At 62.9% G+C, this 15606-nt stretch carries 13 protein-coding genes; 12 read left to right on the top strand and 1 reads right to left on the bottom strand.

What is annotated here, in order from left to right; all coding sequences use genetic code 11:
- Positions 1-104: 104 nt before the first annotated feature.
- The 9 genes from M5G11_RS17105 to M5G11_RS17065 all read left to right on the top strand — a co-directional run bounded on the left by M5G11_RS17105 (position 105) and on the right by M5G11_RS17065 (position 11132).
- Complete coding sequence (locus M5G11_RS17105) at positions 105-629, top strand: sigma-70 family RNA polymerase sigma factor (protein WP_273911739.1); 525 nt, start codon at positions 105-107, stop codon at positions 627-629.
- Between the two features lie 121 nt (positions 630-750).
- Positions 751-2547: an ABC transporter ATP-binding protein gene (locus M5G11_RS17100; protein WP_273911738.1), complete on the top strand. Its 1797-nt coding sequence runs from the start codon at positions 751-753 to the stop codon at positions 2545-2547.
- Complete coding sequence (locus M5G11_RS17095; RefSeq protein ID WP_273911737.1) at positions 2541-4310, top strand: ABC transporter ATP-binding protein; 1770 nt, start codon at positions 2541-2543, stop codon at positions 4308-4310. Before M5G11_RS17100 ends, M5G11_RS17095 begins: the two co-directional genes overlap by 7 nt.
- Positions 4307-5251: an ABC transporter permease gene (locus M5G11_RS17090; RefSeq protein WP_273911736.1), complete on the top strand. Its 945-nt coding sequence runs from the start codon at positions 4307-4309 to the stop codon at positions 5249-5251. The genes M5G11_RS17095 and M5G11_RS17090 overlap by 4 nt, the downstream gene beginning before the upstream one ends.
- The gene (locus M5G11_RS17085) at positions 5248-6198 is read left to right on the top strand and encodes an iron chelate uptake ABC transporter family permease subunit (protein ID WP_273911735.1); all 951 of its coding nucleotides are present in this window, start codon (positions 5248-5250) and stop codon (positions 6196-6198) included. Before M5G11_RS17090 ends, M5G11_RS17085 begins: the two co-directional genes overlap by 4 nt.
- A complete protein-coding gene (locus M5G11_RS17080) occupies positions 6195-6977 on the top strand; it encodes an iron ABC transporter ATP-binding protein (RefSeq protein WP_273911734.1) in 783 nt (260 codons plus the stop codon). Before M5G11_RS17085 ends, M5G11_RS17080 begins: the two co-directional genes overlap by 4 nt.
- Positions 6974-7966, top strand: a complete 993-nt coding sequence (locus M5G11_RS17075; protein WP_273911733.1) for a siderophore ABC transporter substrate-binding protein — start codon at positions 6974-6976, stop codon at positions 7964-7966. The genes M5G11_RS17080 and M5G11_RS17075 overlap by 4 nt, the downstream gene beginning before the upstream one ends.
- Before the next feature lie 154 nt (positions 7967-8120).
- Positions 8121-10379 (top strand): TonB-dependent receptor, encoded by a 2259-nt coding sequence (locus M5G11_RS17070; protein ID WP_273911732.1) that lies wholly within the window; start codon positions 8121-8123, stop codon positions 10377-10379.
- A 144-nt stretch (positions 10380-10523) separates the two neighbouring features.
- The gene (locus tag M5G11_RS17065) at positions 10524-11132 is read left to right on the top strand and encodes a TetR/AcrR family transcriptional regulator (RefSeq protein WP_273911731.1); all 609 of its coding nucleotides are present in this window, start codon (positions 10524-10526) and stop codon (positions 11130-11132) included.
- 76 nt (positions 11133-11208) lie between these two features.
- Here M5G11_RS17065 and M5G11_RS17060 read toward each other — a convergent pair whose 3' ends face one another.
- The gene (locus M5G11_RS17060; RefSeq protein WP_273911730.1) at positions 11209-11649 is read right to left on the bottom strand and encodes a GlcG/HbpS family heme-binding protein; all 441 of its coding nucleotides are present in this window, start codon (positions 11647-11649) and stop codon (positions 11209-11211) included.
- Between the two features lie 257 nt (positions 11650-11906).
- On the opposite strand from M5G11_RS17060, the gene gcl reads away from it, so the two are divergent.
- The 3 genes from gcl (at position 11907) to M5G11_RS17045 (ending at position 15573) form a co-directional block, all read left to right on the top strand.
- The gene (gene gcl, locus M5G11_RS17055; protein ID WP_273911729.1) at positions 11907-13682 is read left to right on the top strand and encodes a glyoxylate carboligase; all 1776 of its coding nucleotides are present in this window, start codon (positions 11907-11909) and stop codon (positions 13680-13682) included.
- Positions 13683-13739: 57 nt separating this feature from the next.
- Entirely contained in the window at positions 13740-14522 is a 783-nt protein-coding gene (gene hyi / locus M5G11_RS17050) for a hydroxypyruvate isomerase (protein ID WP_273911728.1), read from the top strand.
- 73 nt (positions 14523-14595) lie between these two features.
- Positions 14596-15573 carry a 2-hydroxy-3-oxopropionate reductase gene (locus M5G11_RS17045; protein WP_420793828.1) on the top strand — a complete coding sequence of 326 codons (978 nt, stop codon included), beginning with the start codon at positions 14596-14598 and terminating at the stop codon, positions 15571-15573.
- The last annotated feature ends 33 nt before the right edge of the window (positions 15574-15606 follow it).

Genomic DNA, 15606 nt, shown 5'->3' with positions numbered 1-15606 from the left:
GTGCGTTGCACGGGCTAGGTGAACACCGTATGCTCTAAATGGTAATCATACATATTCGCATTAGTCAAAATCTGCTGACGGATGCTGAAGCCTGGAGACGTAACGTGGACAACGGATCGTTCGCGCTGATGCAACAGCTGGAGCAGCTGTATATCGATCATCACAGCTGGCTGAGCAGCCTGTTGCGGCGCAAGTTGAGCAACTCATCAGATGCCGCTGACCTCGCCCATGACGTCTATCTGAACCTCATCAGGAAGGGCGGCGTGCCCTCGGCAGAGAACTGCCGCCGCCACCTCACGCAAATCGCCAAAGGCATGGTCATCGACCTGTACCGCCGCCGACGCCTGGAGGCCATCCACCTCGAGGCGCTGCGCGAACAACCCGAGCCACTGGTGCCCTCCGAAGAAGTCCGCGCCCTGGCCGTGGAGGCGCTGAGCCATGTCGATGCCGCCCTGCGCAACCAGCCAAGCAAGGCACGCCAGGCCTTGCTCATGCACAAGTTGAGCGGCATGGGCCACCGCGACATTGCCGCTGAACTGAAGGTTTCGGTGTCGTCGGTGGAGAAATACATCGCCTCGGGCCTGCGCGCCTGCACCCCATATGCCGTCAAGCGCAGGCCGTTTCGCTGAAACCGATTGAGGGTTTTGCGCTGCTGTTCGTAATACACAGTAAGTACCGCGCAATCCGCCCACACGCAAAGGACACCAGGCACGCCAAGGCGCTGCCTGCAGCAGCTACTGAGGAGGTTCAATGAGCGTCAACGAGGCCAAGGCCACCGCCAGCGGCACGGTATCCCAGGTATTGCAGCCGATCCGCGGGCGCCTGATCGGCGCCGGCACGCTCGCCGCCCTGGGCAGCATGCTGACCATGGTGCCGCTGGCTGGCATCGCCCACATCGCCCAGCTTGCGTTGAGCCAGGGTGATGCGGTCGGCAACTGGGCGCAGATCGGCGGCCAGGTCTGGCAGGTACTCGGCGTCAGCCTGGGCTGCCTGTTCCTGGGGATGATCCTGATCTCGCTGGGCGAGATGATTGCCCACCTGGCCGACAACCGCATCACCGGCCACCTGCGCCTGGCGATTACCCGGCGGCTGGCCAAGGTGCCACTGGGCTGGTTTACCAGCAGGGCCTCCGGCGAGGTCAAGCAAGCCATGCAGGAAGACATCAATACCTTGCACAGCCTGACCGCGCATTTCTACACCACCCTGGGCCGCACCGTCGGCGCGGCGCTGATTGCCGTGCTGTACCTGTTCGCCATGGACTGGCGCATGGCAATCGTCTCGCTGCTGCCCTTCCCGCTGTTCTTCCTGTTCGTAGCGCGGGCCACCAAAGCCAGCAGCGCGAACATGCAGGCCTTCGGTGCCGGCATGGCGCGGATCAACAATGCCGTGGTCGAGTTCGTCAACGGTATCCCGGTGGTCAAGGCCTTTGGCGTCGAGGGCAAGGCCCATGGCAGCTACCGCGAAGCCGTCGATGCCTTCGCGGCAGCGTTCACCGATTTCACCCGGCCGCTGGTCAGCGCAATGGCCAACGCCCATGCCCTGATAACCCCGGTGGCGGTACTCGGCATCGTCCTGGCATTTGGCACGCTGTTCGTCAGCCTGGGCTGGATCACCCCGTTGCAAATACTGCCGTTCGCCCTGGTCGCGCCGGGCATGTGCGCCCCGCTGTTGCTGATGAGCTACATCACCCACGATCTGCACAACGCCACCGGCGCAGCCCAGCGCGTACACACCCTGCTGCATACGCCCGTGCTGGAAAACCTCGCCGGTACCGCCCCGCTCTTGGCGCAAAACGCGCAAGTGCGCGTCGAGCACCTGAGCTACAGCTACGACGGCGAAACCCGCGTGCTCGACGACGTCAGCTTCACCCTCAAGCCCGGCACCGTCACGGCGATTGTCGGCGCATCCGGTGCCGGCAAGTCGACCCTGGCCCGGCTGTTGTTGCGCTTCTTCGACCCGAGCGCCGGGCGCATCACCCTGGGCGGTGTCGACCTGCGCCAGCTCGATACCGCGCAGTTGTACCGACATATCGGCTTCGTGTTGCAGGAGGTTCGCCTGATCCATGCCAGCCTGCGCGACAACATCGCCCTGGGCCGCCCCGGCGCCAGCCAGGAAGAAATCGAGGCAGCGGCACGTACCGCCAACATTCACCAGCGCATCCTCGCCCTGCCTCGCGGCTATGACTCGGTCATCGGTGAAGACGCGCAGCTCTCCGGCGGTGAACTGCAACGCGTGAGCATCGCCCGTGCAGTGCTGCTCGACCCGCCCATCCTGGTACTGGACGAAGCCACCGCCGCTGCCGATGCGCAAAACGAGGTGCAGATCCAGCACGCCCTGTCGCGCTTTGCCCGTGGCCGCACCCTGCTGGTAATCGCCCACCGCCTGGACACGGTGATGCACGCCGACCAGATCATCCTGATCGACAACGGCAGCATCCGCGAACAAGGCAACCACGCCCAATTGCTCGCGCGCAACGGCCAGTACGCCCGGCTGTGGGCACTGGGCGGTTATCAACAGGCCAAGGAAAAGGCGCAATCACCATGCTGAAAACCTTTATCCAACTGCTGGGCGACGACGCGCCCGTACTGCACCGCTACCTCATCATGACCCTGGTCTATGGCGTGCTCTGCGGGCTGACCATCATCACCCTGATGCCGGTCTTCAACAGCCTGCTGGCCGAAGACCTGCGTACTGCCTGGCAATGGCTGGCCGTGCTGCTGGTCGGCGTGCTGCTGTGCTGGGCGCTGCGGCGCACGGTTGAAAAAGCCGGCATTCGCGTTGGCATCGCAGTGCTGCAACGTGGCCGTCATCGCCTGGGTGATCATGTCGCGCAGCTGCCGATGGGGTGGTTCAACGCACACAACACCGCACGCCTGAGCCATGTCACCTCGCAAGGAATGATGGCCCTGGCGCAGCTGCCCGCCCACGTCTTCACCCCAGTGATTACCGGCGTGGTCACTCCCGTGGTGGTGGTCGCGGCGTTGTTCACCCTCAATATTCACATGGGCTTGATCGCCCTGCTGACCCTGCCAGTCCTGTTCGCCGTGTTCGTGCTCACCGCCCGCCTCGGCCAGCATGCCGACGAACGTTTCAACAGCGACACCGCACATACCAGCCGGCGCATGGTCGAGTTCGCCCAGGCGCAGTCGGTGCTGCGGGCGTTCAATGGCGAAGACGGCGGCACGCGCTTCCTTGAACAGGCGATCACCCGCCAGCAGCAGTCGGCGCGGCACCTGATTCATGTTTCGGCGATGTCGGTGGTGTTCAACACCTGGGCGGTGCAGGCCGCGTTCGCCGCGCTGCTGATCGCCGCTGCGCTGTGGCTGGGGGACTTGACCGGCAGCCAACTGCCGGCAGGTTCCGTGGTCGCGGTCATGCTCGCGTTGCTGCTGGTCAGCCGCTTTGTCGACCCGCTGCTGGAGGTGGCCAGCTACAGCGAGGTGCTGCGCAACGCCCGCAGCCAACTGGCAGTGGTACGCGAACTGTTTGCCGTGCAGCCATTGCCGCAGCCGCGCAACCCGCAGGCACCGAGTGATGGTGCGGTTGAGCTGCGCGACGTGAGCTTGCGCTACGAGACCGACCAACCCGATGTACTGCACAAGGTCAGCCTGCAGATTGCCCCGGGCAGCATGACCGCGTTGGTCGGTGCGTCCGGCTCGGGCAAGACCACCCTGGTGCGGCTGATTGCGCGGTTCTTCGATGCCAGCCAGGGCAGCGTCCTGGTCGGTGGCGTGGATGTGCGGCAGATGTCCAGCGGCCAACTGGCGGCGCAGATCAGCCAGATATTCCAGGACGCCTACCTGTTCCAGGGCAGCATCGCCGACAACATCCGCATCGGCAAAGCCGACGCCACGGATGCCGAAGTCATGGAAGCTGCACGCCAGGCCGGCGTGGTGGAAATCATCGAGCGCCTGCCGCAAGGGCTGGACACCCCGGTCGGCGAAGGCGGCACGCGGCTTTCCGGTGGCGAACGCCAGCGCATCTCGATTGCCCGGGCGCTGATCAAGGATGCACCGATCCTGCTGGTCGACGAGGCCACCGCCGCACTCGATGCCGAAAACCAGGCGGCGATTGCCGAGGCGCTGGCGCGTTTGCGCGGCAAGCGCACGCTGATCGTGATTGCCCACCAGTTGTCGACGGTCGCCATGGCCGACCAGATCGTGGTGCTCGACAACGGCCAGGTCAGCGAACACGGCTCGCCAGCACAACTGAGTGAACAACCCGGCCTGTACGCCCACTTCCTCGCCCAGCGGCGCGCCGCCAAGGGCTGGCGGATTGCAGGCGAGCCGGCCAGCGAGGGCAGTGTTTGAGACGCGCCGCCCTGCCCCTGCTGTTTCTGCTGCTCTGTTGCCTGTCACTGATGGTCGGGGTCAAGCAGGTGTCCTGGAGCGCACTGCTGAGTTTCTCCGACGATGCCTGGCTGACCCTCACCGCCAGCCGCCTGCCGCGCCTGGCGGCACTGGTGCTGACGGGCGTGGGCCTGGCGATGTGCGGAGTGATCCTGCAGCAGATCGTGCGCAACCGTTTTGTCGAGCCGGCCACTTCCGGCGGGCTGGATGCAGCCAAGTTGGGCATCCTCATATCGCTGACCGTGGTCCCGTCGATCGGCACCGTGGGCAAGATGCTGTTTGCCCTGGCCTTCTGCTTTGTCGCCAGCCTGCTGTACGTGGCCATCATCCGCCACATCAAGTTCAAGAGCATCGTGCTGGTGCCGGTGGTGGGCCTGATGTATGGCAGTGTGCTGAGCGCCATCGCCGAGTTCTACGCCTACCGCCACAACTTCCTGCAAAGCATGCAGGGCTGGTTGCTGGGGGACTTTTCCAAGATCGTCCAGGGCAACTACGAAATCATCTACCTGATCCTGCCGATCGTGGTGCTGACCTACCTGTTCGCCCAGCGTTTCACCGTGCTGGCCATGGGTGAAGGCATGGCCAGCAGCCTGGGCCTGAACTACACGGCCAATGCGACGCTGGGCCTGATGCTGGTGGCGGTGACCGTCTCCGCCACGGTGATCACCGTGGGCGCGATCCCGTTTGTCGGGCTGGTGGTGCCCAACCTGGTGGCGATGTACTACGGCGAAAACCTCGAGCGCACCCTGCCCATCGTGGCCCTGTACGGGGCATCGCTGCTGCTGGCCTGCGACATCCTCGGGCGCCTGTTGATCTACCCGTTCGAAGTGCCCATCGGCCTCACCGCCGGCAGCGTGGGTGGCGTGGTGTTCCTCGTGCTGCTGATCAGGAAGTACACATGAGCCGCCTACTTGCCCGTTACGGCGTCTGGCTGCTGGTGCTGGCCCTGGCGCTAGGCTTCCTGCTGCTGGGCTCGGGCCTGGACTTCGCCTACGTGATCCCCAAGCGGCTGACCCGCCTGGCGGCCATCGGCATTGCCGGGGTGTGCATCGCCTATGCCTCGGTGATTTTCCAGACCATCGCCGGCAACCGCATCCTGACCCCGGCCATCATGGGTTATGAGGCCATCTACCTGTTGTTCCAGGCACTGCTGATCCTGCTGCTGGGCACCCAGAGCCTGGTGCTGCTGGGGCGCCACGGCAATGTGCTGCTGTCGATCCTGCTGATGCTCGGCTATTCCTGGCTGATCCACCGCTGGCTGTTTCGCAACGGTCGCAACAACGTGTACATGCTGTTGCTGCTGGGGCTGGTACTGAGCATGGTCATGGCGACCTTCACCCAGTTCATCCAGCTGAAGATCAGCCCCGGCGAATTCTCGATCCTGCAAGGCTTCAACTACGCCTCGTTCAACAAGGCGCAGCCGGCGCAGGTGATCTATTCGGGGCTGCTGGTGGCGCTGGTTTGCCTGCTGGTGCAGCGCACCCTGCCGCTGCTCGACGTGCTGTCGCTGGGGCGTGACCAGGCGATTTCCCTGGGGGTCGACTACCTGCGCAGCGTCAGCCTGCAATTGGCGCTGATTGCCGTGCTGGTGGCGGTCTCCACCAGCCTGGTCGGGCCGACCGCGTTCATGGGCGTGTTCGTCGCCAACATCACCTATGCACTGGCCCGCACCAACCGGCACCGCGTCACCCTGCCCATGGCCAGCGCGATTGCCATCGCCCTGTTAATCATCGCCCAGTACCTGGTCGAGCAACTGTTCAACTACAACACCTCCGTCAGCATTCTGATCAACCTGGTCTGTGGCGTGTACTTCCTCACGCTGATGGTTCGCACACGAGGCAGCGCATGATCTCCCTTAGCCATGTCTACAAGGCCTACGGCAACCAGCAGGTGCTGAACGATGTCAGCATCGAGTTCCCGCCGGGGCAGGTGACGTCATTGATCGGCCCCAACGGCGCGGGCAAGACCACCCTGCTGATGCTGATCGCACGCTTGCAGGCGCCGACACGCGGCGAGCTCAAGCTTGGCGGGCGCAGCATTGCCTCGATTCCGATCCGCGACTACGCCAAGCAGGTCGCCACCCTGCGCCAGGCCCCGGAATTCAACCTGCGCCTGACCGTCGAGGAGTTGGTCGCGTTCGGCCGCTTTCCCTACAGCCGGGGCAACCTGACCGCCGCCGATCACCAGGCCATCGATGAGGCCATCACTTTTTTGTCGCTGCAGGCGCTGCGCCTGTCCTACATCGACGAGCTCAGTGGCGGGCAGCGGCAGATGGCGTTCCTGGCCATGACCATCGCCCAGCAAACCGACTACCTGCTGCTGGATGAGCCGCTCAACAACCTCGACATGAAGCACGCCGTGCTGATCATGCGCGCCCTGCGTCGCCTATGCGACGAGCAGGGCCGCACGGTGATCCTGGTGGTCCACGACATCAACTTCGCCGCCAACTATTCCGACCATATCGTCGCCATGAAGCGCGGCGCCGTGCATTGCCATGGGCCGGTGGCGCAGGTGGTCAACGAGGCGTGCCTGCGCGACCTGTTCGACCTGGATTTCGAGATCCTGCGCAGTGAGCAGGGTTTCGTCTGCAACTACTTCAACCCATCAACGTCAAGGGAACTGATATGAGTGCTGGAAAGCTGAACACGATTACCGGCGTGCTGCTGGCAATCACCATGGCCACCGCGCTGCAAGGCTGTGACAAACCGGCGAGCGAAGCCACCGCGACAGCCGCAACCGTCCCGGTAGCTGCGCCCTACACCCCGATCAAGATCGAGCACCCACTGGGCACCACGGCGATCAACAAGTTGCCTGAGCGGGTGGTGGCGTTCGACATGAGCGAGCTGGACAGCCTCGACCAACTGGGGGCTCCAGTGGTGGGCATGGCCAAGGACTACGTGGCCGACTTCCTGATCAAGTACCGCGACGACCCGAACGTGGCCGATGTCGGCACCACCATCCAGCCCAACCTCGAACGGCTGCATGCGCTCAAGCCCGACCTGATCCTGATCTCGCCCTTGCAGGCGCAGAGCTATGCCGAGCTGAGCCAGATCGCCCCCACCGTGTACGACGATGTCGACCTGAGCAACAAGCAGGGCAACTTCATCGATGCGGCGAAAACCCACCTGACCACCCTCGGGCGGATTTTCGGCAAGGAAGACCTGGCCCGCGAGAAAGTCGCGCAGATGGACGCCAAGGTCGAACAGACCCGCAAGGTGACCGAAGGCCGCCCTGAAAAAGCGTTGATCGTGCTGCACAACAACGGCGCGTTCACCTCCTATGGCGTGAAGTCGCGCTATGGCTTCATCTTCGACACCCTGGGCGTGAAGCCGGCCAGCACCGATATCGAGGCCGGCTTGCATGGCCAGCCGATTTCCAATGAATTCATCCAGCAGGCCGACCCCGACATTCTCTATGTCATCGACCGCACGGCGGTCATGGAGCGGCGCCCGGCGCTCAACCTCGACAGCCTGGACAACCCCCTGCTGCGCAAGACCAAGGCCTGGAGCAACGGCCGGGTGATCTTCGTCGATGCCCAGACCTGGTACCTGTGCACCGCCAGCGTGACCTGCCTGAACCGCATGGCGGATGAAGTGGTGCAGGGCTATCAGGGCTGATTCGCCATCGCTGTGGGTGCCAGATCAACGGCCAGTGCCATCGCGGTACTGGCCTTTTTACAAATGCTAATGATTTTCACTGAGGATTTGTGACTCTGGTTCGGAATACCTAGTGAATCCCCCTCACTAGTCTCCGAATCGAAAGGAATCCAGCATGTCGGAACGCTGTAAGCCACGGCGCTTCAACCCAGCCTTGTCGCAGGCGCCGCAATTCGCATTGAACCGCACCTTCACCGCCGTAAACATGGCATTGCTGCTCGGCCTGGGCGGCGTGTCCATGGCCGTGACCGCAGCGCAACCCGACGCGCAGACCGAACAGGCTGAACCGGCCAAAGCCGAGGCGGCCAGCGAGAGCCTGGTGCTCTCGGAAACCACGGTCGAAGGCACCCACCTGCCCGCCGACAACCTGCCGCCCGAGTACGCCGGCGGCCAGGTTGCGACCGGGGGCCGGGTCGGGTTGCTGGGCAACAAGGACATCATGGAGACGCCGTTCAGCACCATCAGCTACACGGAAAAATACATCCAGGACCTGCAAGCCAAAGACATCACCGACGTGATCGCCGCCACCGACCCCTCGGTGTTCAGCAACGGCCTGAGCGGCACGTACAGCGAGAACTACTCGATTCGCGGTTTCTCCTCCAGCGTCAGCGACATGACCGTCGATGGCCTGTACGGCATGGCGCCCTTCTACCGGGCATCCCCGGAAATGTACGAACGCATTGAAGTGCTCAAGGGCCCTTCGGCGCTGCTCAACGGCATGCCGCCGGGTGGTTCGGTGGGAGGAACGGTCAACCTGATTCCCAAACGTGCCGGTGATACGCCGCTGACGCGCCTGACCGGCATCTACGAGTCCGACTCACAGTTCGGTGGGCACCTGGACATCGGCCGACGCTTTGGTGAAGACAACCAGTTCGGCGTGCGCTTCAACGGTGTCTACCGTGATGGTGACGCGGCCATCGACCACCAGAGCCGGCGCAACGGGCTCACCTCATTGGCCCTGGACTGGCGTGGCGAGCGCGCGCGCCTGTCCCTCGACCTGTTCGACAGCGACGACTACATCAAGGGACAGAACCGCGGCATCGGCCTGGCTGCCGGCGTCGCGATACCCAAGCCACCGAAAGCCGACACCTTGCTCAACCCCGACTGGGCCTACGTCGAGAGCAAGGACAAAGGCGCGATCCTGCGCGGCGAATATGACCTGAACGATCAACTGATGGCCTATGCGGCCATCGGCACCAGCAAGACCAACTACAAGTACAGCGGTGCGCTGTCTGCCACGCTGATCAACAACGCCGGTGACTTCACCACCACCATGGGCCAGCTGAAGTTCGAGATCGAGAAGACCTCCGCAGAGGTAGGCCTGCGCGGCCACTTCGACACGTTCGGCATCAACCATCAATGGTCGGTGAACGCCACCCAGTACTCCGACAAGGAAAAGGACTGGGGCCGCAGGTCGGTACCCGGCGCGAACTGGACCACCAACATCTACCATCCGGTCTGGGGCCCCAAGGCGGCGGAAGCCTGGCCGCTGATCATCCACACGGAAAACGACCTGAAGAGCTACGGCATCGCCGACACCCTGTCGATGTTCGACAACCGCCTGCAACTGACCCTCGGCGTACGTCGCCAGGAAGTGGTCACCGACACCTTCAACACCGGGACCGGCGCGCGCAACAAGCCCAACTACGACACCCACGCCACCACCCCTTCGGGCGCAATACTGTTCAAGCTCACCGACAACCTTTCGCTCTATGCCAACTACATCGAGGGCCTGAGCAAGGGTGCCACGGCGCCTGTCAGCGCCGCCAACGCCGGCACGGTGTTCGAACCGTTCAAATCCAAGCAGAAGGAAGTCGGCCTGAAGCTGGACCTGGGTACGTTCACCCATACCCTGGCGCTGTACGAAATCAAGCGTCCAAGCAGCTACACCGACCCGGCCACCAACATCTTCTCGTTTGGTGGAGAGCAGCGTAACCGTGGCGTGGAATGGGGCTTCTTCGGCTCACCGCTGATCGATCTGCGCCTGATGGGCGGCATTGCCTATGTCGACCCCAAGCTGACCAAGACCGCAGGCGGTGTCAACGAAGGCAAGACCGCCACCGCCTATCCCAAACTGCAAGGCAAGCTCGGCGTGGAATGGGACACCCCCGTGGTCGACGGCTTGACGCTGACCGCCAACGCCACCTCGCTCTCCAAGCAGTACATCAGTGCCGACAACAGCCTGTCGATCCCCGGTTACACGATCTTCGACGTCGGCGCACGCTTCGCCACCCAGGTAGCAAGCCGCCCGGTGACCCTGCGGGCCAACGTCTCCAACCTGACCAACAAGGACTACTGGGGCGTACCGCTGACCGCCAGCCTTGGCCTGGGTGCCCCGCGCACCTTCGAGCTGTCCGCTACCGTGGACTTCTAAGCCCTCGGCTGAAGCGGGCCGGCTGGCGCCTGACAACGTCGGCCAGCCCGCGCCCGCAGGGGCCTGGAGCAGCATTCTTGAGCCTTCTTCGGCGCCGGTGCTACCATGCCCCACCGCCGTTTCCGGCAAGGAGTTTCCCGGTCCATGAGCACCATCCGCGAGCGCAACAAAGAACTGATCCTGCGGGCCGCCAGCGAAGAGTTCGCCGACAAGGGCTTCGCCGCCACCAAGACCAGCGACATCGCCGCCAAGGCCGGTTTGCCCAAGCCCAACGTCTACTACTATTTCAAGTCCAAGGAAAACCTCTACCGCGAGGTCCTGGAAAGCATCATCGAGCCGATCATGCAGGCTTCGACGCCGTTCAATGCCGACGGCGAGCCTGATGACGTGCTCAGTGCATATATTCGCGCCAAAGTACGCATCTCCCGCGATTTACCGTTTGCGTCGAAGGTATTTGCCAGCGAAATCATGCACGGTGCGCCGCACCTGAGCCCAAGCCAGGTACGCACGCTGAACGAGCAGGCGCGGCACAACATCGAGTGCATTCAAGGCTGGATTGATCGCGGGCAGATGGCGGCGGTCGACCCGCATCACCTGATGTTCAGCATCTGGGCGGCGACGCAGACCTACGCGGACTTTGACTGGCAGATTTCGGTAGTGACCGGGAAGGCCAAGCTGGATGACGCGGATTATGAGGCGGCGGCGCAGACCATCATCCGCCTGGTGCTCAAGGGCTGTGCACCGGATGCCTGACTGCTGCTGAAGAGCATCGCCGGCAAGGCCGGCTCCCACGGTTTCTGTGGGAGCCGGCCTTGCCGGCGATAGCGATTTAGGCTGCTACACCCGCATCAGCCGTCAACCCCGCTTCCTCGATCGCACTGATCGCGCACTGCTCGTCGATATCCGACGTATCGCCACTGATACCGATCGCCCCCAGCACCACACCCTTCTCGTCACGAATCAGCACGCCACCCGGCGCCGGCACGATCGGGCTCTGGCCCAGGCCATTGAGCGCGGCAAAGAATGCCGGGCGCTGCTGCGCGTCCAGCGCCAGCAGGCGCGAGCCCTTGCCCAGGGCAATCGCACCCCAGGCCTTGCCCATCGCCACTTGCGGACGCAGCAGGCTGGCGCCGTCCTCGCGCTGCAAGGTCACCAGGTGACCACCGGCGTCCAGCACCACCACCGTCAGCGGCGCCGCAGAAATCTTGCGCCCCGCAGCAATGGCGCCATTCACCAGATTGACAGCCACTTTCAAGCTCAAAGCGTTCATGGAAAGGTCCTCTTGTTGTTAGAAGCCCAGGTGGGCAGGTGAAAATTCAATACGACAAATAGAACACAATGGTGATTATTTTTGTATACAATAATTTCGGCCATCTGATTCAATTCAGACCAAACACCGTTTTTAATGGCGTTTCGACGAATGCACCGGCAGCCGATGAAAATGGATTGACCAGAGTCGCCTGCCGTGAATACACTCTGGCGAAAAGCTATTTGTATACAATTACAAAATCAAAGAGGCACAAAACCATGAGCAAAATGAGAGCAATCGATGCAGCCGTTCTGGTGATGCGCCGCGAAGGTGTTGACACCGCGTTTGGCATCCCGGGAGCTGCGATCAACCCGCTGTATTCGGCCTTGAAAAAAGTCGGCGGCATCGATCACGTCCTCGCTCGTCACGTTGAAGGCGCCTCGCACATGGCCGAGGGCTACACCCGTACCAAGGCCGGCAACATCGGCGTGTGCATCGGCACCTCGGGCCCTGCGGGCACCGACATGGTCACCGGGCTGTACAGCGCCTCCGCCGACTCCATCCCGATCCTGTGCATCACCGGCCAGGCGCCGCGTGCTCGCATGCACAAGGAAGATTTCCAGGCCGTCGACATCACCAGCATCGTCAAGCCAGTGACCAAGTGGGCAACCACCGTCCTGGAACCGGGCCAGGTGCCGTACGCCTTCCAGAAAGCCTTCTACGAAATGCGCTCCGGCCGCCCAGGCCCTGTGCTGATCGACCTGCCGTTCGACGTGCAGATGGCTGAAATCGAATTCGACATCGACGCCTACCAGCCGCTGCCGGTGCAAAAGCCTGCGGCCAACCGCATCCAGGTCGAAAAAGCCCTGGCCATGCTCGACTCGGCTGATCGCCCGCTGCTGGTAGCCGGTGGCGGCATCATCAACGCCGACGCCTGCGAGAAACTGGTCGAGTTCGCCGAACTGACCGGTATCCCGGTGGTACCGACCCTGATGGGCTGGGGCATCATCCCGGACGATCACCCGCTGATGGTCGGCATGGTCGGTCTGCAGACCTCGCACCGCTACGGCAACGCCACCATGCTCAAGTCCGACGTGGTGCTGGGTATCGGTAACCGTTGGGCCAACCGTCACACCGGTTCGGTCGACGTCTACACCGAAGGCCGTCGCTTCATTCACGTCGACATCGAGCCGACCCAGATCGGTCGTGTGTTCACCCCGGACCTGGGCATCGTTTCCGACGCAGGCGCTGCGCTGGACACCTTCCTCGAAGTGGCCCGCGAGTGGAAAGCCGCCGGCAAGCTGAAGTGCCGTGGCGAGTGGCTCAAAGACTGCCAGCAGCGTAAAGCCAGCCTGCAGCGCAAGACCCACTTCGACAACATCCCGGTCAAGCCACAGCGCGTGTACCAGGAAATGAACCAGGTGTTCGGCAAGGACACCTGCTACGTCAGCACCATCGGCCTGTCGCAGATCGCCGGCGCGCAATTCCTCCACGTGTACAAGCCACGTCACTGGATCAACTGCGGCCAGGCCGGCCCACTGGGCTGGACCATCCCGGCAGCACTGGGCGTGGTCAAGGCCGATCCGTCGCGCAAAGTGGTTGCGCTGTCGGGCGACTATGACTTCCAGTTCATGATCGAAGAACTGGCCGTTGGTGCGCAGTTCAACCTGCCGTACATCCACGTCGTGGTGAACAACTCCTACCTGGGGCTGATCCGTCAGGCGCAACGTGGTTTCGAGATGGACTACTGTGTGCAACTGGCGTTCGAGAACATCAACGCTCCAGAACTCAAAGGCTACGGCGTAGACCACGTCGCGGTCGTTGAAGGCCTGGGTTGCAAGGCACTGCGCGTATTTGATCCAGCTGAAATCCAGCCGGCCCTGCGCAAGGCCCAGCAAATGGCGGAAGAGTTCAAGGTGCCGGTAGTGGTCGAGGTCATCCTCGAGCGCGTCACCAACATTTCCATGGGTACCGAAATCAACGCGGTCAACGAATTCGAAGACCTGGCCCTGGTCGGCGACGACGCGCCAACCGCGATTTCGATGCTCGACTGATCGTTGTAGCGGCCCTGCGCCACTGCGCGCAGGGCCCACTTTTGCAAGGAGACAACCATGCCACGTTTCGCCGCCAACCTGTCCATGCTGTTCACCGAGCAGGACTTCCTCGCCCGTTTCAAGGCTGCTGCCGATGCCGGCTTCAGCGGGGTCGAGTACCTCTTCCCGTACGATTTCAGCTCGGCTGAAATCAAGCAGCAACTCGACAGCCACGGCCTGACCCAGGTGCTGTTCAACCTGCCGGCCGGCGACTGGGCCAAGGGTGATCGCGGCATCGCCTGCGACCCGGCACGTGTCGAGGAATTCCGCGCTGGCGTAGACCTGGCCATCGCCTATGCCCAGGTACTGGGCAACACCCAGGTCAACTGCCTGGCCGGTATTCGTCCACAAGGCCCGGACTGCGCCAGCGTGCGCAAGACCTTCGTCGACAACCTGAAATTCGCTGCCGAGAAACTGCAGGCTGCCGGGATCAAGCTGGTCATGGAAATGATCAACACCCGTGACATTCCCGGTTTCTACCTGAACACCACCCAGCAGGCGCTGGAGATCCAGGCCGAGGTGGGCAGCAGCAACCTGTTCCTGCAATACGACATCTACCACATGCAGATCATGGAGGGCGACCTGGCCCGCACCATGGAAGGCAACCTGGCCAAGATCAACCACATCCAGCTGGCCGACAACCCGGGCCGCAACGAGCCGGGTACTGGCGAGATCAACTACCGCTTCCTGTTCGAACACCTGGACCGCATCGGCTACCAGGGCTGGGTGGGCTGCGAGTACAAGCCGCTGACCACCACCGAAGCAGGCTTGGGCTGGCTGAAGACGCACAACGCAATCTGAGTCGCCGACGGCCTCACGGTCCCTTTGTGGGAGCTGGCCTTGCCAGCGATGAGGCCCTTCCTGACACACCGCATTGTTCCCATCGCTGGCAAGGCCAGCTCCCACAGGGGGCTACGGCAAGCCAGCCGAGAATCAACAATTACAAGAGGCAACTCTCATGGCTAAAATCGGATTTATCGGCACCGGCATCATGGGTCTTCCAATGGCCCAGAACCTGCAAAAAGCAGGTCACAGCCTGTTCCTGACCACCCACCACGACGCAGCTCCAGCCGACCTGGTCGCCGCCGGCGCGGTGGCCCTGGCCAACGCGAAAGAAGTGGCCCAGGAAGCTGAATTCATCATCATCATGGTGCCCGATACCCCCCAGGTCGACGCGGTCCTGTTCGGTGAGAACGGCGTTGCCCACGGTGTTGGCCCGAACAAAGTCGTGATCGACATGAGCTCGATCTCCCCTACCGCCACCAAGGCTTTCGCCGAGAAAATCAAGGCGACCGGCGCTACCTACCTCGACGCGCCAGTCTCCGGCGGCGAAGTCGGTGCCAAGGCTGCAACCCTGAGCATCATGGTCGGCGGCTGCCCGAATGCCTTCGAACGCGCACTGCCGCTGTTCCAGGTCATGGGCAAGAACATCACCCGCGTCGGCGGCAGCGGCGACGGCCAGACTGCCAAGGTTGCCAACCAGATCATCGTCGCCCTGAACATCCAGGCCGTTGCTGAAGCCCTGCTGTTTGCTGCCAAGAACGGCGCAGACCCAGCCAAGGTGCGTGAAGCACTGATGGGCGGCTTCGCCTCTTCGAAGATCCTCGAAGTGCACGGCGAGCGCATGATCAAGGGCACCTTCGACCCAGGCTTCCGCATCAGCCTGCACCAGAAGGACCTGAACCTGGCCCTGCAAGGCGCCAAGGAACTGAACATCAACCTGCCCAACACCGCCAACGCGCAACAGGTGTTCAGCACCTGCGCAGCCATCGGCGGCGCCAACTGGGACCACTCGGCGTTGATCAAAGGCCTTGAGCACATGGCCAACTTCTCGATCCGCGACAACAAGTAATACCCGGGCAACAACCGCCCTTGGGTCGGCCTG

This window comes from Pseudomonas fontis, from assembly GCF_028656955.1.
Lineage (GTDB): Bacteria > Pseudomonadota > Gammaproteobacteria > Pseudomonadales > Pseudomonadaceae > Aquipseudomonas > Aquipseudomonas fontis.
The sequence above is the reverse complement of the archived record's forward strand: the minus strand, read 5'-3'. Positions and strand labels throughout refer to the sequence as shown.